The organism is Pseudomonas sp. S09G 359 (assembly GCF_002843605.1).
Classification (GTDB): Bacteria; Pseudomonadota; Gammaproteobacteria; order Pseudomonadales; family Pseudomonadaceae; genus Aquipseudomonas.
On sequence record NZ_CP025263.1, the window covers coordinates 1 to 26,066 of the forward strand.

Here is a 26,066-nt window from a genome sequence, read left to right on the forward strand (position 1 = left end):
CCTGGCCGATCACGTTCGGGTCCAGCTGGCGCGAAGTCGAGTCGAGTGGATCGACCGCTGGGTAGATACCCAGGGAAGCGATGTCACGGGACAGAACGACGGTGGCGTCCAAGTGGGCGAAGGTGGTCGCTGGCGACGGGTCGGTCAAGTCATCCGCAGGTACGTATACCGCTTGGATCGAAGTGATCGAGCCTTCCTTGGTCGAAGTGATACGTTCTTGCAGAACGCCCATCTCTTCAGCCAGGGTCGGCTGGTAACCTACTGCCGAAGGCATACGGCCCAGCAGTGCGGATACTTCAGTACCGGCCAGGGTGTAACGGTAGATGTTGTCGACGAACAGCAGAACGTCGTTACCTTCGTCACGGAACTTCTCGGCCATGGTCAGGCCAGTCAGTGCTACGCGCAGACGGTTACCCGGCGGCTCGTTCATCTGACCGTAAACCAGTGCCACTTTGTCCAGAACGTTGGAGTCCTTCATCTCGTGGTAGAAGTCGTTACCCTCACGGGTACGCTCACCCACACCGGCGAACACGGAATAACCGCTGTGCTCGATGGCGATGTTACGGATCAGTTCCATCATGTTTACGGTTTTGCCTACACCGGCACCACCGAACAGACCAACTTTACCGCCCTTGGCGAACGGGCAAACCAGGTCGATAACCTTGATGCCGGTTTCCAGCAGGTCATTGCCGCCAGCTTGTCGGCGAACGAAGGTGCTGGACGGTGAATGCCCCAGCGCTCTTCGGTGTCGATCGGGCCAGCTTCGTCGATTGGGTTACCCAGTACGTCCATGATCCGGCCCAGGGTCGCTTTACCGACCGGTACGGAGATGGCTGCGCCAGAGTCGATAACGTCCAGACCGCGCTTCAAGCCTTCGGTGGAACCCATCGCAATGGTACGCACTACGCCGTCGCCCAGCTGTTGCTGAACTTCCAGAGTAGTGTCCGCGCCTTGTACTTTCAGCGCGTTGTAGATGCTCGGTACGCTGTCGCGTGGAAATTCCACGTCGATAACGGCGCCGATGATTTGAACGATACGTCCGCTACTCATAGCTGGATCCTCTGAATATTTGAACCGTTAAACCGCGGCAGCGCCGCCGACGATTTCCGAGATCTCTTGGGTGATCGCAGCCTGACGCGCCTTGTTGTAGATCAGCTGCAAATCGCTGATCAGATCACCGGCGTTATCGGTAGCGTTTTTCATCGCGATCATCGCGCCGCTTGTTCAGCTGCGTTGTTCTCGACCACCGCCTGGTACACCTGCGACTCCACGTAGCGCACCATCAAGCCGTCAAGCAGCTCTTTGGCGTCTGGTTCGTAGAGGTAGTCCCAGTGGTGCTTGAGTTCCTGATCCGGAGTCGCCACCAGTGGAATCAATTGCTCCACGGTTGGCTGCTGGGTCATGGTGTTGATGAACTTGTTGGATACCACGGAGAGGCGGTCAATCCGGCCTTCCAGGTATGCATCCAGCATCACCTTCACACTGCCGATCAAATCATTGATCGACGGCTCTTCACCCAGGTGGCTGATAGCTGCAACGACGTTACCGCCGAAGTTGCGGAAAAAGGCCGCACCCTTGCTACCAACAACACACAGATCGATCTCGACGCCGTTTTCGCGGTTTACCGCCATGTCCTTGACCAGGGCCTTGAACAGGTTGGTATTCAGACCACCGCACAAACCACGGTCACTGCTCACTACCACATAACCCACACGCTTGACGGCGCGGTCGATCATGAACGGGTGGCGGTATTCCGGGTTGGCGTTGGCCAGATGCCCAATTACCTGGCGGATACGCTCCGCATAAGGACGGCTAGCAGCCATGCGCATTTGTGCCTTGCGCATTTTGCTGACCGCCACTTTTTCCATGGCGCTGGTAATTTTTTGCGTGCTTTTGATGCTCGCAATCTTACTGCGAATCTCTTTTGCGCCTGCCATGTAACACCTATCAGGTTAGCAAGGGAGCCTTGCGGCTCCCGCTGCGGCTTACCAGGTTTGGGTGGCCTTGAACTTCTCGATACCGGCTTTCATGCCAGCGTCGATATCGTCATTGAAGTCACCCTTCACGTTGATCTTCGCCATCAATTCGGCGTGATCGCGGTTGAAGTAAGCAATCAGCGCTTGTTCAAAGCTGCCGACCTTGGCGATTTCAACGTCGGTCAGGAACCCACGCTCAGCGGCATACAGCGACAACGCCATGTCAGCGATCGACATTGGGGCGTATTGCTTCTGCTTCATCAGCTCGGTAACGCGCTGACCATGCTCAAGTTGCTTACGGGTCGCTTCGTCCAGGTCAGAAGCGAACTGGGCGAATGCCGCCAGTTCACGGTACTGAGCCAGAGCGGTACGGATACCACCGGAGAGCTTCTTGATGATCTTGGTCTGAGCGGCACCACCCACACGGGATACCGAAACACCGGCGTTCACTGCTGGGCGGATGCCCGAGTTGAACATGGCCGATTCCAGGAAGATCTGACCGTCGGTGATGGAAATCACGTTGGTCGGAACGAACGCGGAAACGTCGCCAGCCTGGGTTTCGATGATCGGCAGTGCGGTCAGGGAACCGGTTTTGCCGGTCACTGCGCCGTTGGTGAACTTCTCTACGTACTCTTCCGAAACGCGGGATGCGCGCTCCAGCAGACGGGAGTGGAGATAGAACACGTCGCCTGGGTAAGCTTCACGGCCTGGTGGACGGCGCAGCAGCAGGGAAATCTGGCGGTAAGCCACTGCTTGCTTGGACAGATCGTCATAAACGATCAGCGCGTCTTCACCGCGGTCGCGGAAGAATTCACCCATGGTGCAACCGGAGTACGGTGCCAGGAATTGCAGCGCAGGAGATTCCGAAGCACTGGCAGCCACGATGATCGTGTTGGCCAGGGCGCCGTTTTCTTCCAGCTTGCGAACCACGTTGGCGATGGTCGATTGCTTCTGACCAATGGCTACGTAGACGCAGAAAATGCCGCTGTTCTTCTGGTTGATGATCGCGTCGATCGCCAGAGCGGTTTTACCCGATCTGACGGTCACCGATGATCAGCTCACGCTGGCCACGGCCGACCGGATCATGGCATCGACAGCCTTGTAGCCAGTCTGTACAGGCTGGTCTACCGACTTACGCCAGATCACGCCTGGAGCAACTTTCTCGACCGCGTCGGTCTCGGTGTTGCCCAGTGGACCTTTGCCGTCAACAGGGTTACCCAGTGCGTCGACTACGCGACCCAGCAGTTCCTTACCAACCGGAACTTCCAGGATGCGGCCTGTGCACTTGGCGCTCATGCCTTCGGCAAGAGACTGGTAGGAGCCCAATACAACGGCACCTACGGAGTCTTGCTCCAGGTTGAGGGCCATACCGTAGACGCCGCCCGGAAACTCGATCATCTCGCCGTACATTACGTCGGCCAGACCGTGAATCCGCACGATGCCGTCAGATACGCTGACGACAGTGCCTTCGTTACGGGCTTGGGAGGTCACATCGAGCTTGTCGATGCGGCCCTTGATAATTTCACTTATTTCGGAAGGATTGAGTTGCTGCATTGCTCTGCTGCCCTTCAAACTCAAGATTTCAATGCTTCGGCAAGTTTCGCGATTTTGCCGCGAATCGAGCCATCGATAACCAGGTCGCCGGCACGGATAACAACACCACCAATCAGGGATGCGTCCTCCGAAGCTTGCAGGCGCACTTCCCGATTGAGTCGTGCACTGAGAACCTTGGCGAGTTTGTCTTGCTGTTCTTGGTTCAATGCAAAAGCACTGGTCACTTCAACGTCTACCGATTTCTCTGCTTCGGCCTTGTACAGGTCGAACAGAGCGGCGATCTCCGGCAAAAGCGGGAGACGGTCGTTTTCGGCAACGACGTGGATGAAGTTCTGCACTTTCACATCAAACTTGTCGCCGCACACTTCAATAAAAGTGGCGGCCTTGTCTGCGCTCGTCAGGCGCGGGGCCTTGAGCACGCGCTGCATGGTGTCGTCTTGCGACACTGCTGCAGCCAGGCCGAGCATGGCTGACCAAGAGGCCAGTTGCTGGTGGGCCTGGGCGTGCTCGAAGGCTGCCTTAGCGTAAGGTCGGGCCAACGTGGTCAGTTCTGCCATGATCGCCCTCGCTTAAATTTCAGCAGCCAGTTTATTAACCAGCTCCGCGTGCGCGTTTTGATCGATTGTGGCACCGAGGATCTTCTCAGCACCGCCGACCGCCAGAGCACCCAGTTGGGCACGCAGCGCGTCTTTGACGCCGTTCAGTTCCTGTTCGATCTCGGCATGAGCCGAAGCCTTCACACGGTCAGCTTCGACGCGGGCTTTATCAACAGCCTCTTCGACGATCTGGTTACCGCGTTTCTTGGCTTGCTCAATGATTTCAGCTGCCTGTGCTTTAGCTTCGCGCAGTTGATGACCCACTTTCTCTTGGGCCAACTCCAGGTCGCGAGCTGCACGGCTGGCAGCGTCCAAACCATCCGCGATCTTCTTCTGACGTTCGTGCAAAGCCGCGATGACCGGAGGCCACACGAACTTCATGCAAAACACTACAAAAATGAAGAACGCAACGGATTGGCCAATCAGGGTTGCATTAATGTTCACGCCAACACCTCGCTCATTCGTTGTCCATCACCCCAATCACTCGAAAATTCGAGTGATTAGCCAGCGAGTTGACCAACGAAGGGGTTCGCGAAGGTGAAGAACAGAGCGATACCAACGCCGATCATGGTCACGGCGTCGAGCAGGCCGGCGACGATGAACATTTTAACTTGCAGCATTGGAACCATTTCTGGCTGACGCGCTGCGCCTTCCAGGAACTTGCCGCCCAGCAGGCCGAAACCAATGGCAGTACCCAGGGCGCCCAGGCCGATCAACAGTGCAACAGCGATAGCGGTTAGACCAACTACAGTTTCCATCTTTCCTCCCGACTTTTACGTCGTATGGTTTAGGTTTTTTAGATTTTAAAGCGGTAAAACAAATCGTTTCATAGCCCGGTAGGGCCACCTTCCCGTTTCACCGGGAAGGACATCAGACTAGTCGAGACTGGTCTTAATGGTTCTCTTCGTGTGCCATCGACAGGTAGACGATGGTCAGCATCATGAAGATAAAGGCCTGCAGGGTGATGATCAGGATGTGGAACACAGCCCACGCCCACTGCAGAACCACGCCCAGGCCGCTAAGCCAGAGCAGACCGCTGCCGAACATCACAGCAATCAGAATGAACACCAGTTCGCCGGCATACATGTTGCCGAACAGTCGCAGAGCCAGGGAAATCGGCTTGGCGATCAGGGTGACGAATTCCAGCAGGAAGTTCACCGGGATCAGCAGGGCTTGAACAAAGATGTTCTTGCTGCCGAACGGGTGCAGGGTCAGTTCGCCGATGAAGCCGCCGATACCCTTGACCTTGATGCTGTAGAAAATGATCAACGCGAACACCGACAGGGCCATGCCCAACGTGGCGTTAGGGTCCGTGGTGGAAACCGCACGGAATGGAATGTGGTGGTCGCCGGAGATCAGGATGGCCAGCTGAGGAATCCAGTCGACCGGTACCAGGTCGACGGCGTTCATCAGGAACACCCAGACGAAGATGGTCAGTGCCAGCGGTGCAATCACCGGGCTACGGCCATGGAAGCTGTCTTTCACGCTGCCATCGACGAATTCGACCAGTACTTCAACGAAGTTCTGCAGGGCACCTGGTTGACCGGAAGTGGCCTTTTTTGCCGCCATGCGGAAAATCAGGACGAAGATCAGACCCAATGCGACCGACCAGCCCAGAGTATCCAGGTGGAAAGCCCAGAAGCCCATTTCTTTGGCCTCTGCTGCGGAGTGGGCAAAGCCCCAGCCGCCGTTGGGAAGCTGACCGAAGGTCAGGTTCTGCAAGTGGTGCTGGATATAGCCCGAAGCGGTTGTTTCTGCCATGGTTGCCTCAAACGCCCTAAGGTTTCGAAAGTCTTGTTTTCATTAGCAGGGGAGCGAACCAGCTGACCAGTTGGGTCAACACGAAGACGCCGAATACAGCCAGCGGCGCCAATGGCTTCACACCTGCAAAGGTCAGTGCAAACAGCACTGCCGTCAAAATCAGTTTCCCCGCCTCGCCGGCATAAAATGACCGGACGATAGCCTGGGCTGCTCGGGCGCCGGAAAACCGAAAGGCCCTGTGAGCAAAATACATATTGGGCAGCAAGGCTATCAGGCCTCCGCAGAGTCCTGAATATCCGGCTACGACTCCATGCCAATACCAAAGCGCCAATGCGGCGATCAGCAAAATGACAAATTGAGCCAATAAAACCGGAAAAACGGCCAAGCGATGGAACGGCAACGTGTTTGGCGTGCGGGTTTCCATCACTCTTGCTCCTCAATGGTCGGCTGCCGGAAATCAATAACTTGGCATAATTTGTGCCGACAAAATGCGCGCAGAGTATAGGGGCGGTTCTGCCCCTATTCAACTGCCGGGTAGTGATTTCCGATCACGCGCTACATAAGCAAATGTTTCAGCGGATGTGGGCAAGGACGCCCTGAAGCTCATCGAGAGAGTTATAACCGATGACCAATTGGCCTTTGCCTTTCTTGCCGTGGCGAATTTGCACCGCAGAGCCTAGGCGCTCGGCCAGGCGCTGCTCAAGGCGGGCAATATCCGGATCAGTTTTGGTCGTTTCGACCGGTGCAGGTTTACCGCTGAGCCACTGGCGAACCAGGGCCTCGGTCTGACGAACGGTGAGCCCCCGTGCGACAACGTGTCGCGCCCCTTCAACCTGTTGATTTTCCGGCAAACCGAGCAAAGCCCGAGCGTGGCCCATCTCCAGGTCGCCGTGGGACAACATGGTCTTGATCACTTCAGGCAGCGCGATCAGGCGCAGCAAGTTGGAAACCGTCACGCGGGATTTACCCACCGCCTCGGCCACTTGTTGCTGGGTCAGCTGGAATTCCTGCTGCAAACGCTGCAACGCGATGGCTTCTTCGATCGGATTGAGGTCTTCGCGTTGGATGTTTTCGATCAACGCCATGGCGATGGCGGTTTCATCCGGCACATCGCGCACCATCGCCGGGATGGTTTCCTTGCCGGCCTGCTGGCTGGCACGCCAGCGGCGTTCGCCGGCGATGATCTCAAAACGGCCGCCGCCAATCGGGCGCACCACGATCGGCTGCATCACGCCTTGGGCCTTGATCGAGTTGGCCAGTTCTTCCAGCGCCTGGGGGTCCATGTCCCGGCGCGGCTGGTATTTGCCGCGCTGGATCAGGTCCAGAGGCAAGTGCTGCAGCTCGCGCTCGTCGGCCTGCACCGCTTGTTCTTCAAGCGATGTGACGGTCGGACCACTCAACAGTGCATCCAGTCCACGTCCTAGACCTCGTTTCTTGACGGCCATGGGGATTCCTTAAGTTGGCTGGGCTGCAGCGGTGCGTGAGTTGCGGCGTTGACGGCGAACCATCTCGCCGGCCAGCGCCAGGTAGGCAATGGCGCCACGCGACGTTTTGTCATAAGCCAACGCGGGCATCCCGTAGCTTGGCGCTTCGGCCAGGCGGATGTTGCGCGGGATCACCGTGTCGTATAACTGGTCGCCGAAGTGTTCCTTGAGCTGCGCCGAAACGTCGTTCATCAGGCTCAGGCGCGGGTCATACATGGTCCGCAACAGGCCTTCGATCTGCAGGTTCGGGTTGAGCAACTCGGCGATACGCTTGATGTTATCCACAAGGTCGCTGAGCCCTTCGAGCGCGAAGTACTCGCACTGCATGGGGATAATCACCCCATCGGCAGCCACCAATGCGTTCAGCGTAAGCATCGAGAGCGACGGCGGGCAGTCGATCAGAATGTAATCGTAATTCTCGCGGATCGGCGCCAAGGCGCTGCGCAGACGGCTTTCTTTCATCTGCATTTCCAGCAGCACCACTTCCGCCGCGGTCAAATCGCGGTTGGCCGGCAGCAGTTGATAACCGCCGTGCTCGGAAAAATGCATGGCCTGGGCCAGGTCGCACTCGCCGATCAGCAAGTCGTAGACCGAGTTTTCCAGGCCGTGTTTATCCACACCGCTACCCATGGTGGCGTTGCCCTGTGGATCGAGATCGATCAACAGCACCCGGCGCTTGGTCGCGACCAGGGATGCTGCGAGGTTGATGCAGGTGGTGGTTTTACCCACGCCACCTTTCTGGTTCGCTATCGCGAATACCTTAGCCATTCTTGCTTGTGTTCCCAATCATGCCGTGCGGCGCAGTATCAGCAGATGGCGTTGGCCTTGGCAACCGGGTACGGCCAAGGCGTGTTCGCTATCGAGGTGGAAGTCTGCCGGCAATGCTAACAGCTCGTCGCTTGGATGAACGCCCTTCATTGCCAGCCAGCGGGTGTCGCGGTCGCCGAGGTGGCGGGTCCAGTTGCTGAAGTTCTCCATGCTGCTGAACGCCCGGGAAACAATTCCGTTGAAAGGCTGTTCAGGCGTGAAGGCTTCGACGCGACTGTGGATAACTTGGAGGTTATCCAGCTTGAGTTCGAGTTTTACCTGGGTCAGGAAGCGGGTTTTCTTGCCGTTGCTGTCCAGGCAGGTCACTTGCGACTCGGGAAACAGGATGGCCAATGGAATGCCAGGCATGCCGCCGCCGCTGCCGACGTCGAGCCAACGACCGTTTTCAATAAACGGCATTACGCTGAGGCTGTCGAGCAAATGACGCGACACCATTTCATTGGGGTCGCGCACGGCAGTGAGGTTGTAAGCCTTGTTCCATTTGATCAACAGGGCCAGATAGCCCAACAGCAACTCGTGCTGGGCTTCGGTCAGGTCAACGCCCAATTGGCGCGCACCTGTGGATAACTCTTCGGCGTGTTGCGAGGTGACCAACGAACTCAAGCGCTTTGCTCCAACTGACGGCCCGCGCCGCGTTTTTTCAAATGAATCATCAACAGCGAAATGGCTGCCGGGGTGACGCCAGGGATACGTGAAGCCTGACCCAAGGTTTCCGGGCGAGTTATCCCCAGCTTGCTTTGAATTTCTTTCGACAACCCGGAAATCCCGGTGTAGTCGATATCCACAGGCAGCTTGGTGTTTTCACTGGCGCGCAGGCGAGCGATTTCGTCCTGTTGGCGGTCAATGTAACCGGCGTATTTGGTCTTGATTTCGACCTGCTCGGCGACCTGTGGGTCTTCTGCGCCCTGGCCTGTCACTTCGACCAGACCAGCGTAGTCGATTTCCGGACGGGACAGCAGGTTCAGCAGGTTGTACTCGTGGGTCAGCGGCGTGCCGAATTTTTCCGCAATCGCGTCGCCCTGCTCGGTGCCCGGGCGTACCCAGGTACTTTTCAGGCGTTGTTCTTCGAGGGTGATGCTTTCGCGTTTTTTGCAGAACGCTGCCCAGCGCGCGTCATCGACCAGGCCCAGCTCGCGACCTTTTTCGGTCAGGCGCAGGTCGGCGTTGTCTTCGCGCAGAATCAGGCGATATTCCGCCCGGGAGGTGAACATCCGGTACGGTTCCTGGGTACCCAGGGTAATCAGGTCGTCAACCAACACGCCGATATACGCCTCGTCGCGACGCGGGCACCAGCTGTCTTTGCCCTGTGCACGCAATGCAGCGTTGGTCCCGGCCAGCAAACCTTGGGCGCCTGCTTCTTCATAACCGGTGGTGCCGTTGATTTGCCCGGCGAAGAACAGACCGCCGATCACCTTGGTTTCCAGGCTGTATTTGAGGTCGCGCGGGTCGAAATAGTCGTACTCGATGGCGTAGCCCGGCCGCACGATGTGGGCGTTTTCCATGCCACGGATCGATTGCACGATCTGGATCTGCACGTCGAACGGCAGGGAAGTGGAAATCCCGTTCGGGTACAGCTCGTGGGTGGTCAGACCTTCGGGTTCGATAAAGACCTGGTGGCTTTCCTTGTCGGCAAAGCGGTGGATCTTGTCTTCGATCGACGGGCAATAACGCGGGCCAATGCCTTCGATCACCCCGGAATACATCGGCGAACGGTCGAGGTTCGCGGCAATGATTTCGTGGGTGCGCGCATTCGTGTGGGTAATCCAGCAGCTCACCTGTTTCGGGTGCTGTTCTTTGGAACCCATGAACGACATCACCGGGATCGGCGTATCGCCGGCTTGCTCGGTCATTACCGAGAAATCCACAGAACGCCCGTCGATACGCGGCGGCGTCCCGGTTTTCAGGCGACCGACGCGCAGCGGCAATTCACGCAGGCGTTTTGCCAGGGCAATCGACGGCGGATCACCGGCGCGACCACCGGAATAGTTCTGCATGCCGATGTGGATAAGTCCACCCAGGAACGTACCGGTGGTCAACACCACGGATTCTGCGAAGAAGCGCAGACCCATTTGCGTGACAACGCCCTTCACCACGTCCTGTTCGACGATCAGGTCATCGGCTGCTTGTTGAAATATCCACAGGTTCGGCTGGTTTTCCAGGGTTTCGCGTACCGCTGCCTTGTACAGGATGCGGTCAGCTTGTGCCCGGGTAGCCCGCACGGCCGGGCCTTTGCGGCTGTTGAGCACGCGAAATTGAATACCACCTTTGTCGGTGGCCATGGCCATGACGCCGCCAAGGGCATCGATTTCCTTGACCAGATGGCTTTTGCCAATCCCACCGATAGCAGGGTTGCAACTCATGGCACCGAGGGTTTCCACGTTATGCGTCAGCAACAGGGTTTTTACGCCCATGCGTGCTGACGCCAGTGCTGCCTCGGTACCGGCATGACCGCCGCCGATGACGATCACTTCAAAACGGGAAGGGAAATCCACCACGCACCTCGTGCCTGCTTATGTAGGTAATCAGGAATTGTTTGTTGAAAGAGTTTTAGAGCTTTGGCGGCAAGTATAGGGACTTAGCCCTTCCTAAAGAACCCTTTGCACAAAATTTAACCAGCTGTGGATGAATCACGGACAATAGAAATTAAAAGAGAGAAATTTATTAAATCTTTGTTTTTATGTTTATTTCTACTGAGCATGGTTTCTGTGGATAGATCTCTACAGGCCGTTATTTACGTTGTGTACAGCGATTCAAAAGTCTGTGGTCATGTGCCAATGAGGCCCTTGGATAAGTGCTTTAAGCCTGTGGATTAAACAGGTGCTTATCCACAGAGGGGTTTTTACTCAGGTTTCAAGCCCTGTTATCAACTGGGCACAGGGGCGGTTATTCACAGGGCTTAATCCACAGAAAAGCCGAATTTCGCCCACGACGACACCACCGATATCGGTCGACTCGGTGGAGAGCGCGGTAAAAAGAGCCCTATTGTGAGAAAACCACAGGGCAGTTAATAATAGCGATTATCATTAACCTGCCTTGTCATGCCCTATGTCCCCTCCTTCACACACGGCTGCGGTCCAGCACATCTATGAACAGCACCATTCGTGGCTGCACGGGTGGCTCAAAGGTAAATTGCATAACGCCTGCGATGCGGCTGATGTGGCGCACGATACGTTCGTGCGCATCCTCTGTGGCCGCCATGCGGCGCAGATCCTGGAGCCGCGGGACTATCTGGCAACCATCGCCAGGGGCCTGGTGATCGACCGTTACCGGCGACACGCGATTGAACAGGCCTACCTGCAGACATTGGCAGAGCGGCCTGAAGCCACGGCCATCAGCGAAGAAGACAAGGCGATCATCATCGAAACCCTGGTGGCTGTGGATAAAGCCCTCGCCGGCCTTGGGGAACGCGCACGGCGGATCTTCATGCTCTCGCAGATCGACGGCCTGACTTATCAACAGATCGCCGACCAACTGCAGGTATCACTGACCACGGTGAAGAAGCACATGGTCCGCGCCCTGACCGAATGTTCGCTGATCATGGCCAGCCTGTAATGGCCGCCCCTGATCGCAAGACTTTCGAGGCGGCCGCCACCTGGTACGTACAATTTCAATCCCAGCCGCCTACACCGGCCGAGCGCCATGCCTGGCAACAATGGCTCAATGGCGATCCGTCCCACCAGGCGGCATGGAACCAGATGGAACAATTGCAACGCAGCCTGGGGGCCATGCCTCAGGACTTCACCCGCCGCGCATTGTCGACCACGCAACAACGTCGCCAGGTACTCAAGTGGATGCTGGTACTCGGCGGCACCGGCTACCTGGGTTGGAATGTTCAGCAACATACTTCCTTGGGCAATGTGTGGGCCGACTACCGCACCCCTGTGGGTAAACGCCGGCATCTCGAGTTGGCCGATGGCACACGGGTTGATCTCAACAGCAACACCGCGATTGATGTGGTGTTCGATGGGCACCAACGTCTGATCCGCCTGCGCGAAGGCGAGGTACTTATCCACACCGGCAAGTCCGGTGGGCAAACGCCGTTCTATGTCGAAACCCGCCAGGGCCGAATCCAGGCATTGGGCACGCGGTTTACGGTGCGTCAGCTGGCGGATGCCACGCGTGTAGGTGTTCTGGAGGATCGGGTAGAGGTATCCCCCGCCGATCAACCCGATCGCGGCCGGCTACTCAGCGCGGGTGAAAGTGCTGACTTCGATCGCCGAAATGTCGGGCCCAACCATCTCTATGACGGTGCGCAGGCGGCCTGGGTCGACGGGCAACTGATCGTACTGGACGCCCGGCTTGGGGATGTTATCGACGAACTCGCCCGCTATCGCCCGGGTGTGCTGCAGTGTGATCTGGCTTCGGCACGGTTGCGTGTGTCCGGGACCTTCCGCTTGGATGCTACCGAAGCGGTGCTGGCCAACCTGCAAGCGACCCTGCCGATCGAGGTGAAATATTTCACCCGTTATTGGGTGTCGGTGAAGCACGCCGGTTGAGCATAAAAATAATCCACAGGGGGGTTATCTTTTTTCTACCTGACACGGCCCTACAGGTAATTACGACGCTACCTTCAGGGCTTACCGACCTATGCGCCTTCCTACCAAGCTTCGCCAACGACTCTCTTGCCACGGCATGACTTACGGGCTCCTGCTCGCAAGCGCCAGCGGTGTATTGGTTTCGACCCCTGCTATGGCCGCGCACTACGCCATTGGGCCGGGCCCGCTGGACCACGCGTTGAGCCAATTTGCCGCGCGGGCCAATGTGATTCTGTCCTTTTCGCCCCAACAGACCGCGCGTTTGAACACGCCAGGGTTGGAGGGGGACTATTCGGTGGAGCAAGGCTTCGCGCTGCTGCTGCAAGACTCGGGGTTGCAGGCCGTCATCCAAGCCCCTGGCAGCTATGTGTTACAGGCGGCTCCGGCTGGAGAACTCACGCTTGCCCCTACTACGGTGAGTACTTATCAACAGGCCGGGTTCAACCAGGAGATCGCGGGAGATGTGGGCTACAAGGCGCAAAACAGCCGCATCGGTACCAAGACCAGCACGCCGCTGTCGGAAACGCCGCGTTCGGTATCCGTGGTCACTGGCCAGCGTATCAAGGACCAGAAGTCCCAGACCCTGACCGAAGTATTGGGTTATGTGCCGGGTATTTTCGCGCCGCCCTTCGCCGCCGGTGACAGCCTCGCCGGTGATCTGTTCTTCATCCGCGGTTTCAATGCCACCGATTACGGCTACGGCCTACTGCGTGATGGCCTACGCGTACAGGGCAACCGGTACGACACGACCAGTGAGCCTTACGGCCTGGAGCGCGTCGAGATTTTCCGTGGGCCTTCTTCCCTGCTCTACGGGGAAAACGCACCGGGCGGGCTGGTGAACCTGGTCAGCAAACATCCCACAGCCACTCCACAAGGTGAGGTGCAGCTGGGTTACGGTTCGAACAACCGGCGCCAGCTGGGTGTGGATATCTCCGGCCCACTCAATGATAACGACAACATCCTTGGCCGCGTGGTGATGTTGGGGCGCAAGTCAGACACACAGACCGATCACGTCCCGGACGATCGCCTCTATATCGCCCCGTCCTTGACCCTGAACTTCGACGATTACAACACCCTCACGCTGTTGGCCAATTACCAGAAAGACCACACCAACCTGGAACTCGGCCTACCTGCCGCGGGTACCTTGCTCAGCAATCCCAATGGCAAGCTGTCCAAGCACACCATGCTCGGTGACCCGGACTGGAATACCTTCGAACGCGAAGCCTGGAGCACTGGCTACGAATTCAGCCACAGCTTCAATGACGATTGGCAGTTCCGCCAGAACTCGCGCTATATGCAGTCACGCATCAACCGCCATGAAACCTGGCCGGGGGTGCTGAATAACGGCGGCTTCGGCACGCAACTGAACATGACCGCCTACGATCGCTACAACAAGTCGATGGTGTACTCCCTGGATAACCAGCTTGAAGGAAAATTCCAGGTCGGTGGCCTGGAAAACACCGTGCTGTTGGGGGCCAGCTACGACCGTACCTCGTTCAACCAGGACTGGGACGCGGGTTTCGCCGGCACCATCAATGTGTATAACCCTGTGTACCTGCGTGACCCACTGACCCCGGTGGCGGTGCAAAACACCTTGCTCGAACAGCAGATGAAAGGTGTTTATGCACAGCTCCAGAGCAAGTATGACCACTGGCTGTTCCTGCTTGGCGGCCGCCAGGATTGGGTCGACAGCGATTTCCGCGACAAAGTGAAACCGGCCAGCGATATCGGCTCCGAGGATCGCAAGTTCACCTACCAGGGCGGGGTGATGTATCAGTTCGACAACGGCCTCACGCCGTATGTCAGCTATTCCACCGCGTTTGTCCCGGTGCAACAGATCTCCAACGCCGGCGCGCCGCTGAAGCCGATCACCAGTAGCCAGTACGAAGTGGGCGTGAAGTACGAGCCCGTCGGCTGGGATACGGCGATGACACTCTCTGTGTATGACCTGCGCAAAGAGGACGACACCTACCTCGACGCCACCACCAACAGCTATCGCCAGGTCGGTGAAAGCCGCGCCAAAGGTGTTGAAGCTGAAATCAACAGCAACTTGACGCCTAACCTGAACGTTACGGCGGCCTACACCTACACCGACGCACGGATTACCAAGGATTCCGCCACGTCGCTGGTCGAAGGGCATCAGATGACCGGCGTGCCGCGCAACCAGGCGTCGGTGTGGGGCAAATACCGCTTCCTCGATGGTCAGCTCAAGGGCTTGTCCCTGGGCGGCGGCGTACGTTATTTCGACAGTACCTTTTCCTACACAGCGCCTTCGCTGTACGGAAAGTTGGACGCCGGAAGCGTCACGTTGGTAGATGCGTCCATTGGCTACCAGCTAGACAAGCACTGGTCGCTGGATCTGAACGCCAAGAACCTGTTCGACAAGGAATACGTAGCCGGTTGCAACGATGCGGGGCGCTGCTACTGGGGCGACAGCCGTACCTTGCTCGGTACGGTGTCCTACAACTGGTAAGCGGTTGTGGATAACTCGCTTACTTACCGATGCAGAAGCTGGAAAAGATCCTGCCCAGCAAATCATCGGAGCTGAACGCGCCGGTGATTTCTCCCAAAAGCTGCTGTGCCTGGCGTAGATCCTCGGCCAGCAGCTCACCGGCGCCCGCCAGGGTCAGTTGCGCCCGCCCGTGCTCCAAGGCCGCGCTGGCATGGCGCAGCGCTTCCAGGTGCCTGCGGCGTGCGCTGAAGCTGCTTTCCGAGGTCTGCTCGTAGCCCATGCAGGCCTTGAGGTGCTCGCGCAGCAACTCCAGGCCCTCTCCCGCCGACTTGGCACTCAAGCTGATGGTGACATGGCCATCCTCGCTGGTTTGCATGGCAATGGCTTCACCGGTCAGGTCCGCTTTGTTGCGGATCAAGGTGACTTTGGCCGGGTCCGGCCGTTGCTCGAGGAATTCCGGCCACAGCGCAAAAGGATCCACAGCCTCCGGCGCCGTCGCATCCACCACCAGCAGTACACGGTCGGCTTCGCCGATAGCCTTGAGCGCGCGTTCTACGCCAATCTTTTCCACTTGGTCGTCGGTGTCACGCAACCCGGCGGTGTCGACCACGTGCAACGGCATGCCGTCGATGTGGATATGTTCACGCAGGATATCCCGCGTGGTGCCGGCGATCTCGGTGACAATGGCCGCTTCACGACCCGCCAGGGCATTGAGCAAGCTGGATTTGCCCGCATTCGGCCGCCCGGCAATCACCACCGTCATGCCATCGCGCAGTAACGCGCCCTGCCCGGCTTCACGCAAGACTGTGGATAACTCATCGCGGACTTTGTCCAGCATCGCCAGCACGTGACCATCGGCGAGGAAGTCGATTTCTTCTTCGGGGAAATCGATGGCTGCTTCCACGTAGATACGCAGGCTGATCAGCTGCTCGGTCAAGTTATGCACACGCAGGGAAAAAGCTCCCTGCAGCGAGCGCAATGCATTGCGCGCTGCCTGTGCGGAACTGGCTTCGATTAAGTCGGCAATGGCTTCGGCCTGGGCCAGGTCGAGTTTGTCATTCAGAAATGCGCGTTCGCTGAACTCCCCCGGCCGCGCCAGGCGGCAACCCAGTTGCAGGCAACGCTGCAGCAACATATCCAGTACCACCGGGCCGCCGTGGCCCTGCAGTTCCAGCACGTCTTCACCGGTGAATGAATTCGGCCCCGGGAAATACAGCGCCAGGCCCTCGTCCAATACGCTTTTGTCTGCATCCAGGAACGGCCCGTAATGGGCATAACGCGGCTTCAATTCACGGCCGCTGATGGCCTCGGCCGCCTTGCCGGCGAGCGGCCCGGAAATACGAACGATACCGACACCGCCGCGACCTTGAGCGGTAGCGACAGCAGCGATGGTTTCACGCGGAGCACTCATCAGCAGGTTCCAGAACAAAAGTGACGGAAAGCAAAACGCCCCACTAGGGGGCGTCTTGAGTGGTTACCCACAGAGTAAGTTACGACGCAGCTTTTGCGGTAGCCGCTTCAATCTTACGCGTGATGTACCACTGTTGAGAGATCGACAACACGTTGTTGACCACCCAGTACAGAACCAGGCCAGCCGGGAACCACAGGAAGAAGAAGGTGAAGATGATTGGCATCATTTTCATTACCTTGGCCTGCATCGGGTCCGGCGGAGTCGGGTTCAGGCGCTGCTGGATAAACATGGTAGCGCCCATGATGATCGGCAGGATAAAGAACGGGTCTTTGATCGACAGGTCAGTTATCCACAGCATGAACGGGGCCTGGCGCATTTCCACGCTTTCCAGGAGTACCCAGTACAGCGACAGGAACACCGGCATCTGTACCAGAATCGGCAAGCAACCACCCAGCGGGTTGATCTTCTCTTTCTTGTACAGCTCCATCATGGCCTGCGACATTTTCTGCCGGTCGTCACCATGTTGCTCTTTCAGAGCAGCCAGTTTCGGTGCAACGGCGCGCATGCGGGCCATCGACTTGTAGCTGGCAGCCGACAGAGGGAAGAAGATCCCTTTGATCAGCATGGTCAGGAAGATGATCGAGAAGCCCCAGTTACCCACAATGCTGTGGATATGTTGCAGCAGCCAGAAAATCGGCTGGGCAATGAACCACAGAATGCCGTAGTCCACAGTCAGTTCCAGACCTGGGGACAACTCTTTCAGTACTGCCTGGCTTTTCGGGCCGGCGTACAGGGTAGCGCTGGTTTCAGCCTTGGCACCTGGAGCGACGGTCAACGCCGGGCCGGTGTAGCCGATGATGTAGTTGCCTTTGCTGTCCTTGCGCGCCAAAACAGCATTGTTCTGGCCAGGCTGAGGAATCCACGCGGTTACAAAGTAGTGTTGCAGCCAGGCTACCCAGCCACCGCTCACGTTGTAAGTGATCGGCGCCTTGGTTTTGTCTTCGGCTACCTTGTCCATGTCTTTCATGGACACTTTTTTGTACGGCTCCGAACTTGTCCACAGGGCAGCGCCCAGGTAAGTCGCGGTACCGGTTGCAGTGCTGGACGATGGATCGGAGCTGGCGTCACGCTTGAGCTGCGCAAACATCGCGCCGGTCCAAGGCTGAGCGCTCTGGTTGTCGATCAGATAAGTGACAACGATGTCGTACAGGCCACGCTTGAGTGTGAAGCGCTTGATGTAGTTGACGCCGTCCTTGCTGAACTTCAAGTCAACAACCAGTTGGTCCTGGCCATCGGCCAGTTGATAGCTCTTCTTGTCAGCAGAGAAAATCGGACGGCCGGTAGCACTTGCATCGGGACCATTGGTGCCGATCAGGCCACTTTGCGCCTGGTAAACACGTTCGCCACCGTTATCGAACAACTGGAATGGAATTTCCGGGTGATCCTGACGGCGCGGGTACAGCGGAAGTGTCAGTTTGGCAACGTCACCACCTTGCGGGTCGATAGCCAGGTCCAATACATCCGTTTTGATCTGGATGAGGTCGGTGCTTGCGGCAACTGCAACTTCGGCAGGTGCGTTTGTCTCACCCGCTGCACGTGGAATGTCATCACTGGCGGCAGTATTGGTGCCACTCACTGTGTCGGGTAGCCCCGCAGGAACAGCATTGGCAGCAACATTCTGAGTCGGCAGGGCAGCTTGGCCGTAGTCCTGGTTCCACTTAAGAACCATGACGTAGGACACGATTGCCAGGGCGACGATCAGGATCGTGCGTTTAATATCCATGATTACTCGGCCATCGAAGAAGAACGGGAGGTAGGGATAGGTGGAACCGGGTCATAACCACCGGGATTCCACGGATGACAGCGACCTAAACGACGAAAGGTCAGCCAGCCACCGCGCAGAAGACCATGATTTTCTATGGCCTCTAACGCGTAGCAGGAACAACTGGGGTAGAAACGACAGTGGCTGGCCATCAGAGGACTAATGGCATAGCGATAAAACTGGATCGGAACGAGTGCCAGTTTACGCATCGGTGCTGTCTACCCCTACAGTTTCGGTGCTGACTGCTGGTGCTGGCTTGTTGGTACGCGCCAGACGTTTCCAGAGCTTGCCGAAATGCTGAATCAATTCGGGGTTTTCTACATCCCCCAAGCCTTTGCGCGCGACGATAACAATATCCCAACCAACCAGAGTGTCCTGGTGGAGGCGAAACGATTCGCGCATCAGACGCTTGAGGCGATTGCGCTCAACGGAGAGCTTTACGCTCTTCTTGCCAATCACCAACCCGAGACGGGGGTGATCAAGATCGTTGTTACGCGCAAGGAGCAGGAGATTTTTCCCCGGAACCTTGCCGGTGGGGGAGTCAAAGACTGCCTTGAAGTGCCGGGGGGTTAGCAGACGCTTTTCCCGACTGAAGTCCTGACTCACCACCAGTACCGGATTATCAAACTGCCAGACGCGCACGACCTTTGGCGCGGCGACGCGACAGGACAGCACGGCCGTTCTTGGTAGCCATGCGAGCACGGAAGCCGTGAGTACGGGCGCGTTTGATGGTGCTTGGTTGGAAAGTACGTTTCATGGCGTTGTTACCTGGTTCGTCCACAACGGGCCGGAATGGCCCCCGTTTTAAGAGACCGGCGATTCTAGAGAAAGCAAGCCTCTAGGTCAATTTCCAACCAGCTTTTCCTTTAATTAGATGTTTACAGGGCATCACGACCTTTTCTATCCGCTCGGCTTTCATGTGCAGTGCCATAGATATAAAAATAAAGAAGGAAGTTATTTAAAGCTTTTCTGTAAAGCTTATAAAAGCTAGGCAGGCCTTCCTCTGTGGATAAGTGCCTTGAGGCCATATTCCACCTGATGTACAGAGAATGACAACTACGGGGGAAAGCGGTGCCATCCCTGTGCTGCGCTGTCGGATAAGCTGTGGGTGGAATGGGTTGTTATCCACAGGCCAGTTACCCACAGACTTTCGACCCCACTTGTACAACGAGCTTAGGCAGGCTTATCCACAGAGCTTATGCACAGACCGCTGGTCGCATTTTTTGTGGTTAACACATTGATTTTGGGTGCCCTGTGCGCAACCTACATGTGGATAAGTGGGCGGCTGGCCGCTACAATGGCGGCTGTTTTTGCCTCACCGGCTTTCAACTTAGGGGATATCCGTGTCAGTGGAACTTTGGCAGCAGTGCGTGGAGCTTTTGCGCGATGAGCTGCCTGCCCAGCAATTCAACACCTGGATCCGTCCGCTACAGGTCGAAGCCGAAGGCGACGAGTTGCGTGTGTATGCACCTAACCGTTTCGTTCTCGACTGGGTCAACGAGAAGTACCTGAGCCGCGTTCTCGAATTGCTCGATGAACACGGCAATGGCATCGCGCCCGTGCTTTCCTTATTAATAGGCAGCAAACGCAGCTCGGCACCTCGTGCTGCGCCGAATGCGCCATTGGCGGCAAGTGCCTCGCAGGCTCAGGCTGCGGCGGCATCGGTTAATAATTCGCCAGCCCCGGTAGCCCAGGCGCCTTCGAAATCCGCGTCGCAGAAAAACGCGCCTATTAATGAAGAGCCGTCGCGCGACAGCTTCGACCCGATGGCCGGTGCCAGCTCGCAACAGGCTCCGGTACGCGCCGAACAGCGCACCGTGCAGGTTGAAGGTGCGCTCAAGCACACCAGCTACCTGAACCGCACGTTCACCTTCGAGAACTTCGTCGAAGGTAAGTCCAACCAGTTGGCCCGCGCGGCCGCCTGGCAAGTGGCCGATAACCCCAAGCATGGCTACAACCCGCTGTTCCTTTATGGTGGCGTGGGTTTGGGTAAGACTCACTTGATGCACGCGGTGGGTAACCACCTATTAAAGAAGAACCCGAATGCCAAGGTCGTGTACCTGCACTCGGAGCGCTTCGTGGCTGACATGGTCAAGGCCTTGCAGCTCAACGCCATCAACGAGTTCAAGCGGTTTTACCGCTCGGTTGATGCCTTGCTGATCGATGACATTCAATTCTTCGCGCGCAAGGAACGTTCCCAGGAAGAGTTCTTCCACACCTTCAACGCCCTGCTCGAAGGTGGCCAACAGGTCATCTTGACCAGTGACCGTTACCCGAAGGAAATCGAAGGCCTGGAAGAGCGCCTCAAATCCCGCTTCGGCTGGGGCCTGACCGTTGCGGTAGAGCCTCCGGAGCTGGAAACCCGCGTGGCGATCCTGATGAAGAAGGCCGACCAGGCGAAAGTCGACCTGCCACACGACGCTGCATTCTTCATCGCCCAACGCATTCGTTCCAACGTGCGTGAGCTGGAAGGCGCGCTCAAGCGGGTCATCGCGCATTCGCACTTCATGGGTCGCGACATCACCATCGAGTTGATTCGCGAATCGCTGAAAGACCTGCTGGCCCTGCAAGACAAACTGGTGAGTGTGGATAACATCCAACGCACCGTGGCCGAGTACTACAAGATCAAGATTTCCGACCTGCTGTCCAAGCGCCGTTCGCGCTCGGTGGCACGTCCCCGTCAGGTGGCCATGGCCCTCTCCAAGGAGTTGACCAACCACAGCCTGCCGGAAATCGGTGATGTGTTTGGCGGTCGCGACCACACCACGGTGTTGCACGCCTGCCGCAAGATCAACGAACTTAAGGAATCCGACGCGGATATTCGCGAGGACTACAAGAACCTGCTGCGTACACTGACTACTTGATGACACCAGCGCAGCTTATTAAGGCAAGGGACTAGACCATGCATTTCACCATTCAACGCGAAGCCCTGTTGAAACCCCTGCAACTGGTCGCAGGCGTCGTCGAGCGCCGACAGACCTTGCCGGTGCTCTCCAACGTATTGCTGGTGGTCGAAGGCCAGCAATTGTCTTTGACCGGTACCGACCTGGAAGTCGAGCTGGTTGGTCGTGTGCAGCTGGAGGAGCCTGCGGAACCGGGCGAGATCACTGTGCCGGCGCGCAAGCTGATGGATATCTGCAAGAGCCTGCCCAACGACGCGCTGATCGACATCAAGGTTGATGAGCAGAAGCTGGTGGTCAAGGCCGGTCGCAGCCGTTTCACCCTGTCGACCTTGCCGGCCAACGATTTCCCAACGGTTGAAGAAGGCCCGGGTTCGCTGACCTGCAGCCTGGAGCAAAGCAAGCTGCGTCGTTTGATCGAGCGCACCAGCTTCGCCATGGCCCAGCAAGACGTGCGTTACTACCTCAACGGTATGTTGCTCGAAGTCTCGGAAGGCATCATCCGCGCCGTGGCCACCGACGGTCACCGTCTGGCCATGTGCTCGATGCGTGCCGATATCGGCCAGCCGGATCGCCACCAGGTGATCGTGCCGCGCAAAGGTATCCTTGAATTGGCGCGCCTGCTCACCGAGCCGGATGGCAACGTCAGTATCGTGCTGGGCCAGCACCACATCCGCGCGACCACCGGCGAATTCACCTTCACCTCCAAGCTGGTCGACGGCAAGTTCCCGGACTACGAGCGCGTACTGCCTAAAGGCGGCGACAAGCTGGTGCTCGGTGATCGCCAGGCCCTGCGTGAAGCGTTCAGCCGTACCGCGATTCTGTCCAACGAAAAGTATCGCGGTATTCGCCTGCAACTGGCCAACGGTCAGCTGAAAATCCAGGCCAACAACCCGGAACAGGAAGAAGCGGAAGAAGAAGTGGGCGTTGACTACAACGGCGGCTCGCTGGAAATCGGCTTCAACGTGAGCTATTTGCTGGACGTGCTGGGTGTGATGACCACCGAACAGGTTCGCCTGATTCTGTCGGACTCCAATAGCAGCGCCCTGGTGCAAGAATCCGATAACGACGACTCGGCTTACGTTGTTATGCCGATGCGCCTGTAATCATGCTCAGCAGAAGCTAGATGTCCCTCAGTCGCGTCTCGGTCACCGCGGTGCGCAATCTGCACCCGGTGACCTTCTCCCCCTCCCCCCGCATCAATATCCTCCACGGCGCCAACGGCAGTGGCAAAACCAGCGTGCTGGAAGCCATACATCTGCTGGGGCTTGCCCGTTCCTTTCGCAGCGCTCGTTTGCTGCCGGTTATCCAGTACGAACAATTGGCGTGTACGGTGTTTGGTCAAGTCGAACTGGCGGAAGGTGGGCACAGTGCCCTGGGCATATCCCGTGATCGCGGTGGGGAGTTTCAGATTCGCATAGACGGCCAGAATGCCCGCAGTGCCGCACAGCTGGCAGAAATTCTGCCGCTGCAATTGATCAACCCCGACAGCTTCCGGCTGTTGGAAGGCGCGCCAAAGATCCGCAGGCAATTCCTCGATTGGGGAGTGTTCCACGTGGAACCACGGTTCATGGCCACTTGGCAGCGCCTGCAGAAGGCCCTGCGGCAGCGGAACTCATGGCTGCGGCATGGTACACTTGACGCCGCTTCGCAAGCGGCCTGGGACCGGGAACTGTGCCTGGCCAGTGACGAAATAGATGAATACCGCCGCGCCTATATCAAAGCCTTGAAACCAGTCTTTGAGCAGACCTTGAGTGAGTTATTGGACCTCGAGGGCCTGACGCTGAGTTACTACCGTGGTTGGGACAAAGAGCGTGAACTGAGTGCAGTGCTCGCCACGTCCTTGCAGCGGGATCAGCAAATTGGCCATACCCAGGCTGGCCCCCAACGAGCTGATTTGCGTCTTAGATTGGGCGCACACAATGCCGCGGACATACTGTCCCGGGGTCAGCAGAAGTTGGTGGTATGCGCACTGCGTATTGCCCAAGGGCATCTGGTTAGCCAGGCCCGGCGCGGGCAGTGTATTTATCTGGTGGATGACTTGCCGTCCGAACTCGACGAGCAGCACCGTCGCGCGTTATGCCGTTTGTTGGAAGACTTACGCTGCCAGGTGTTTATCACCTGTGTAGACCACGAATTATTGAGGGAAGGCTGGCAGACGGAAACGCCAGTTGCTTTGTTCCACGTGGAACAGGGCCGTATCACCCAGACCCACGACCATCGGGAGTGAAGGCATGAGCGAAGAAAACACGTACGACTCGACCAGCATTAAAGTGCTGAAAGGTTTGGATGCCGTACGCAAACGTCCCGGTATGTACATTGGCGACACTGATGACGGTAGCGGTCTGCACCACATGGTGTTCGAGGTGGTCGACAACTCCATCGACGAAGCTCTGGCCGGTCACTGCGACGACATCAGCATTATCATCCACCCGGATGAGTCGATTACCGTGCGCGACAACGGTCGCGGCATTCCGGTAGACGTGCACAAAGAAGAAGGCGTTTCGGCGGCAGAGGTCATCATGACCGTGCTCCACGCCGGCGGTAAGTTCGACGACAACTCCTATAAAGTCTCCGGTGGTTTGCACGGTGTAGGTGTGTCGGTGGTGAACGCTCTGTCCGAAGAGCTGATCCTCACGGTGCGCCGTAGTGGCAAGATCTGGGAACAGACCTACGTCCACGGTGTTCCACAAGAACCGATGAAAATCGTTGGCGACAGTGAGTCCACCGGTACGCAGATCCACTTCAAGCCATCGGCTGAAACCTTCAAGAACATCCACTTCAGCTGGGACATCCTGGCCAAGCGGATTCGTGAGCTGTCCTTCCTCAACTCCGGTGTTGGTATCGTCCTCAAGGACGAGCGCAGCGGCAAGGAAGAACTGTTCAAGTACGAAGGTGGCTTGCGCGCATTCGTTGAATACCTGAACACCAACAAGACTGCGGTCAACCAGGTGTTCCACTTCAACATCCAGCGTGAAGACGGCATCGGCGTGGAAATCGCCCTGCAGTGGAACGACAGCTTCAACGAGAACCTGTTGTGCTTCACCAACAACATTCCACAACGCGATGGCGGTACTCACCTGGTGGGTTTCCGTTCCGCGTTGACGCGTAACCTGAACACCTACATCGAAGCCGAGGGCCTGGCCAAAAAGCACAAAGTTGCCACCACCGGTGACGATGCGCGTGAAGGCCTGACGGCGATTATTTCGGTGAAAGTGCCGGACCCGAAATTCAGCTCCCAGACCAAAGACAAGCTGGTGTCTTCCGAAGTGAAGACCGCAGTGGAACAGGAAATGGGCAAGTACTTCTCCGACTTCCTGTTGGAAAACCCGAACGAAGCCAAGCTGGTTGTCGGCAAGATGATCGACGCGGCGCGTGCCCGTGAAGCGGCGCGTAAAGCCCGTGAGATGACCCGCCGTAAAGGCGCGTTGGATATCGCTGGCCTGCCGGGCAAGCTGGCCGACTGCCAGGAGAAGGACCCTGCCCTCTCCGAACTGTACCTGGTGGAAGGTGACTCTGCTGGCGGTTCCGCCAAGCAGGGTCGTAACCGTCGCACCCAGGCCATCCTGCCGTTGAAGGGTAAGATCCTCAACGTCGAGAAAGCACGCTTCGACAAGATGATTTCCTCCCAGGAAGTCGGCACCTTGATCACGGCACTGGGCTGCGGTATCGGCCGTGATGAGTACAACATCGACAAGTTGCGCTACCACAACATCATCATCATGACCGATGCTGACGTCGACGGTTCGCACATCCGTACCCTGCTGCTGACCTTCTTCTTCCGTCAGTTGCCGGAGCTGATTGAGCGTGGCTACATCTACATCGCTCAGCCGCCGTTGTACAAAGTGAAAAAGGGCAAGCAAGAGCAATACATCAAAGACGACGACGCCATGGAAGAGTACATGACGCAGTCGGCCCTGGAAGATGCCAGCCTGCACTTGAACGACGAAGCCCCGGGCATTTCCGGTGAGGCGTTGGAGCGTCTGGTTAACGACTTCCGCATGGTGATGAAGACTCTCAAGCGTCTGTCGCGCCTGTACCCGCAGGAGCTGACCGAGCACTTCATCTACCTGCCTTCCGTGAGCCTGGAGCAGTTGGGCGATCACGCACACATGCAGAATTGGTTGGCTCAATACGAAGTGCGCCTGCGCACTTCCGAGAAGTCTGGCCTGGTGTACAAAGCCAGCCTGCGTGAAGACCGTGAACGTAACGTATGGCTGCCGGAAGTCGAATTGATTTCCCATGGCCTGTCGAACTACGTCACCTTCAACCGCGACTTCTTCGGCAGTAACGACTACAAGACTGTCGTCACCCTGGGCGCACAACTGAGCACCCTGCTGGACGACGGCGCTTATATTCAGCGTGGCGAACGCAAGAAGCAGGTCAAGGAATTCAAGGAAGCTCTTGACTGGCTGATGGCCGAAAGCACCAAGCGCCATACCATCCAGCGATACAAAGGTCTGGGCGAAATGAACCCGGATCAGCTGTGGGAAACCACCATGGACCCGGCTCAACGTCGCATGCTGCGCGTGACCATCGAAGACGCTATTGGCGCGGACCAGATCTTCAACACCCTGATGGGTGATGCGGTCGAACCTCGCCGTGACTTCATCGAGAGCAACGCCTTGGCAGTGTCGAACCTGGACTTCTGATCAGGCAAACCGGCTAAACCAAAAAGGCCAACGCTTAGCGTTGGCCTTTTTTATTGGGTGTTTGTTAAGTGTTTTGCAAATGCTCCACGTGGAAC

The 26,066-nt window shown here is 57.4% G+C and carries 21 protein-coding genes and 3 pseudogenes; 7 read left to right on the forward strand and 17 right to left on the reverse strand.

What is annotated here, in order from left to right; all coding sequences use genetic code 11:
- The 12 genes and pseudogenes from atpD to mnmG form a co-directional block, all read right to left on the reverse strand.
- Positions 1-1,050: pseudogene (atpD, locus tag CXQ82_RS00005) on the reverse strand (F0F1 ATP synthase subunit beta); the annotation flags it as partial.
- A gap of 27 nt (positions 1,051-1,077) precedes the next feature.
- A pseudogene (gene atpG, locus CXQ82_RS00010) lies at positions 1,078-1,937 on the reverse strand (F0F1 ATP synthase subunit gamma).
- A gap of 48 nt (positions 1,938-1,985) precedes the next feature.
- Positions 1,986-3,530: pseudogene (gene atpA / locus CXQ82_RS00015) on the reverse strand (F0F1 ATP synthase subunit alpha).
- Between the two features lie 20 nt (positions 3,531-3,550).
- Complete coding sequence (locus tag CXQ82_RS00020) at positions 3,551-4,087, reverse strand: F0F1 ATP synthase subunit delta (RefSeq protein ID WP_015886646.1); 537 nt, start codon at positions 4,085-4,087, stop codon at positions 3,551-3,553.
- Positions 4,088-4,099: 12 nt separating this feature from the next.
- On the reverse strand, positions 4,100-4,570 hold the full coding sequence (locus CXQ82_RS00025; protein WP_101265018.1) for a F0F1 ATP synthase subunit B: 471 nt from the start codon (positions 4,568-4,570) through the stop codon (positions 4,100-4,102).
- Positions 4,571-4,626: 56 nt separating this feature from the next.
- A complete protein-coding gene (atpE, locus tag CXQ82_RS00030; protein WP_002555987.1) occupies positions 4,627-4,884 on the reverse strand; it encodes a F0F1 ATP synthase subunit C in 258 nt (85 codons plus the stop codon).
- 133 nt (positions 4,885-5,017) lie between these two features.
- Complete coding sequence (atpB, locus tag CXQ82_RS00035) at positions 5,018-5,887, reverse strand: F0F1 ATP synthase subunit A (RefSeq protein WP_071485334.1); 870 nt, start codon at positions 5,885-5,887, stop codon at positions 5,018-5,020.
- Between the two features lie 16 nt (positions 5,888-5,903).
- The gene (locus tag CXQ82_RS00040) at positions 5,904-6,311 is read right to left on the reverse strand and encodes a F0F1 ATP synthase subunit I (protein ID WP_010565865.1); all 408 of its coding nucleotides are present in this window, start codon (positions 6,309-6,311) and stop codon (positions 5,904-5,906) included.
- 148 nt (positions 6,312-6,459) lie between these two features.
- Positions 6,460-7,332 (reverse strand): ParB/RepB/Spo0J family partition protein, encoded by an 873-nt coding sequence (locus CXQ82_RS00045; RefSeq protein ID WP_101265020.1) that lies wholly within the window; start codon positions 7,330-7,332, stop codon positions 6,460-6,462.
- 9 nt (positions 7,333-7,341) lie between these two features.
- On the reverse strand, positions 7,342-8,139 hold the full coding sequence (locus CXQ82_RS00050) for a ParA family protein (RefSeq protein WP_101265022.1): 798 nt from the start codon (positions 8,137-8,139) through the stop codon (positions 7,342-7,344).
- 18 nt (positions 8,140-8,157) lie between these two features.
- Positions 8,158-8,802, reverse strand: coding sequence for a 16S rRNA (guanine(527)-N(7))-methyltransferase RsmG (rsmG, locus tag CXQ82_RS00055; RefSeq protein ID WP_101265024.1), 645 nt, complete (start codon positions 8,800-8,802; stop codon positions 8,158-8,160).
- Positions 8,799-10,691, reverse strand: coding sequence for a tRNA uridine-5-carboxymethylaminomethyl(34) synthesis enzyme MnmG (gene mnmG / locus CXQ82_RS00060; protein ID WP_101273700.1), 1,893 nt, complete (start codon positions 10,689-10,691; stop codon positions 8,799-8,801). Before mnmG ends, rsmG begins: the two co-directional genes overlap by 4 nt.
- Before the next feature lie 553 nt (positions 10,692-11,244).
- On the opposite strand from mnmG, the gene CXQ82_RS00065 reads away from it, so the two are divergent.
- From CXQ82_RS00065 to CXQ82_RS00075, 3 genes are all read left to right on the forward strand, one after another.
- Positions 11,245-11,751 carry a sigma-70 family RNA polymerase sigma factor gene (locus CXQ82_RS00065; RefSeq protein ID WP_101265026.1) on the forward strand — a complete coding sequence of 169 codons (507 nt, stop codon included), beginning with the start codon at positions 11,245-11,247 and terminating at the stop codon, positions 11,749-11,751.
- Positions 11,751-12,695, forward strand: coding sequence for a FecR domain-containing protein (locus tag CXQ82_RS00070; RefSeq protein ID WP_101265028.1), 945 nt, complete (start codon positions 11,751-11,753; stop codon positions 12,693-12,695). The genes CXQ82_RS00065 and CXQ82_RS00070 overlap by 1 nt, the downstream gene beginning before the upstream one ends.
- Positions 12,696-12,831: 136 nt before the next feature.
- Entirely contained in the window at positions 12,832-15,207 is a 2,376-nt protein-coding gene (locus tag CXQ82_RS00075) for a TonB-dependent siderophore receptor (RefSeq protein ID WP_371917333.1), read from the forward strand.
- Between the two features lie 19 nt (positions 15,208-15,226).
- Here CXQ82_RS00075 and mnmE read toward each other — a convergent pair whose 3' ends face one another.
- From mnmE to rpmH, 5 genes are all read right to left on the reverse strand, one after another.
- The gene (gene mnmE, locus CXQ82_RS00080) at positions 15,227-16,597 is read right to left on the reverse strand and encodes a tRNA uridine-5-carboxymethylaminomethyl(34) synthesis GTPase MnmE (protein WP_101265032.1); all 1,371 of its coding nucleotides are present in this window, start codon (positions 16,595-16,597) and stop codon (positions 15,227-15,229) included.
- Positions 16,598-16,676: 79 nt separating this feature from the next.
- Positions 16,677-18,380: a membrane protein insertase YidC gene (gene yidC / locus CXQ82_RS00085; protein ID WP_101265034.1), complete on the reverse strand. Its 1,704-nt coding sequence runs from the start codon at positions 18,378-18,380 to the stop codon at positions 16,677-16,679.
- Between the two features lie 2 nt (positions 18,381-18,382).
- On the reverse strand, positions 18,383-18,628 hold the full coding sequence (gene yidD / locus CXQ82_RS00090; RefSeq protein WP_010207715.1) for a membrane protein insertion efficiency factor YidD: 246 nt from the start codon (positions 18,626-18,628) through the stop codon (positions 18,383-18,385).
- A complete protein-coding gene (gene rnpA / locus CXQ82_RS00095; RefSeq protein ID WP_053128141.1) occupies positions 18,621-19,025 on the reverse strand; it encodes a ribonuclease P protein component in 405 nt (134 codons plus the stop codon). The genes yidD and rnpA overlap by 8 nt, the downstream gene beginning before the upstream one ends.
- Positions 19,026-19,041: 16 nt before the next feature.
- Positions 19,042-19,176 (reverse strand): 50S ribosomal protein L34, encoded by a 135-nt coding sequence (gene rpmH / locus CXQ82_RS00100; RefSeq protein ID WP_003213577.1) that lies wholly within the window; start codon positions 19,174-19,176, stop codon positions 19,042-19,044.
- A 586-nt stretch (positions 19,177-19,762) separates the two neighbouring features.
- On the opposite strand from rpmH, the gene dnaA reads away from it, so the two are divergent.
- The 4 genes from dnaA to gyrB are packed head-to-tail and all read left to right on the forward strand — an operon-like array spanning position 19,763 to position 25,971.
- Positions 19,763-21,283, forward strand: coding sequence for a chromosomal replication initiator protein DnaA (gene dnaA / locus CXQ82_RS00105; RefSeq protein WP_101265036.1), 1,521 nt, complete (start codon positions 19,763-19,765; stop codon positions 21,281-21,283).
- Positions 21,284-21,321: 38 nt separating this feature from the next.
- Entirely contained in the window at positions 21,322-22,425 is a 1,104-nt protein-coding gene (gene dnaN, locus CXQ82_RS00110) for a DNA polymerase III subunit beta (protein ID WP_003233598.1), read from the forward strand.
- A gap of 20 nt (positions 22,426-22,445) precedes the next feature.
- Positions 22,446-23,549, forward strand: a complete 1,104-nt coding sequence (gene recF, locus CXQ82_RS00115) for a DNA replication/repair protein RecF (RefSeq protein ID WP_101265038.1) — start codon at positions 22,446-22,448, stop codon at positions 23,547-23,549.
- Between the two features lie 4 nt (positions 23,550-23,553).
- Positions 23,554-25,971 (forward strand): DNA topoisomerase (ATP-hydrolyzing) subunit B, encoded by a 2,418-nt coding sequence (gene gyrB / locus CXQ82_RS00120; protein ID WP_101265040.1) that lies wholly within the window; start codon positions 23,554-23,556, stop codon positions 25,969-25,971.
- Positions 25,972-26,066 lie beyond the last annotated feature (95 nt).

Coding starts and splice junctions, on each gene's coding strand:
- CXQ82_RS00020 (WP_015886646.1), bottom strand. CDS start 4,087: ATGGCAGAACTGACCACGTTGGCCCGACCTTACGCTAAGGCAGCCTTC.
- atpE (WP_002555987.1), bottom strand. CDS start 4,884: ATGGAAACTGTAGTTGGTCTAACCGCTATCGCTGTTGCACTGTTGATC.
- atpB (WP_071485334.1), bottom strand. CDS start 5,887: ATGGCAGAAACAACCGCTTCGGGCTATATCCAGCACCACTTGCAGAAC.
- CXQ82_RS00040 (WP_010565865.1), bottom strand. CDS start 6,311: ATGGAAACCCGCACGCCAAACACGTTGCCGTTCCATCGCTTGGCCGTT.
- CXQ82_RS00045 (WP_101265020.1), bottom strand. CDS start 7,332: ATGGCCGTCAAGAAACGAGGTCTAGGACGTGGACTGGATGCACTGTTG.
- CXQ82_RS00050 (WP_101265022.1), bottom strand. CDS start 8,139: ATGGCTAAGGTATTCGCGATAGCGAACCAGAAAGGTGGCGTGGGTAAA.
- CXQ82_RS00065 (WP_101265026.1), top strand. CDS start 11,245: ATGTCCCCTCCTTCACACACGGCTGCGGTCCAGCACATCTATGAACAG.
- CXQ82_RS00070 (WP_101265028.1), top strand. CDS start 11,751: ATGGCCGCCCCTGATCGCAAGACTTTCGAGGCGGCCGCCACCTGGTAC.
- CXQ82_RS00075 (WP_371917333.1), top strand. CDS start 12,832: ATGACTTACGGGCTCCTGCTCGCAAGCGCCAGCGGTGTATTGGTTTCG.
- mnmE (WP_101265032.1), bottom strand. CDS start 16,597: ATGAGTGCTCCGCGTGAAACCATCGCTGCTGTCGCTACCGCTCAAGGT.
- yidC (WP_101265034.1), bottom strand. CDS start 18,380: ATGGATATTAAACGCACGATCCTGATCGTCGCCCTGGCAATCGTGTCC.
- yidD (WP_010207715.1), bottom strand. CDS start 18,628: ATGCGTAAACTGGCACTCGTTCCGATCCAGTTTTATCGCTATGCCATT.
- rpmH (WP_003213577.1), bottom strand. CDS start 19,176: ATGAAACGTACTTTCCAACCAAGCACCATCAAACGCGCCCGTACTCAC.
- dnaN (WP_003233598.1), top strand. CDS start 21,322: ATGCATTTCACCATTCAACGCGAAGCCCTGTTGAAACCCCTGCAACTG.
- recF (WP_101265038.1), top strand. CDS start 22,446: ATGTCCCTCAGTCGCGTCTCGGTCACCGCGGTGCGCAATCTGCACCCG.
- gyrB (WP_101265040.1), top strand. CDS start 23,554: ATGAGCGAAGAAAACACGTACGACTCGACCAGCATTAAAGTGCTGAAA.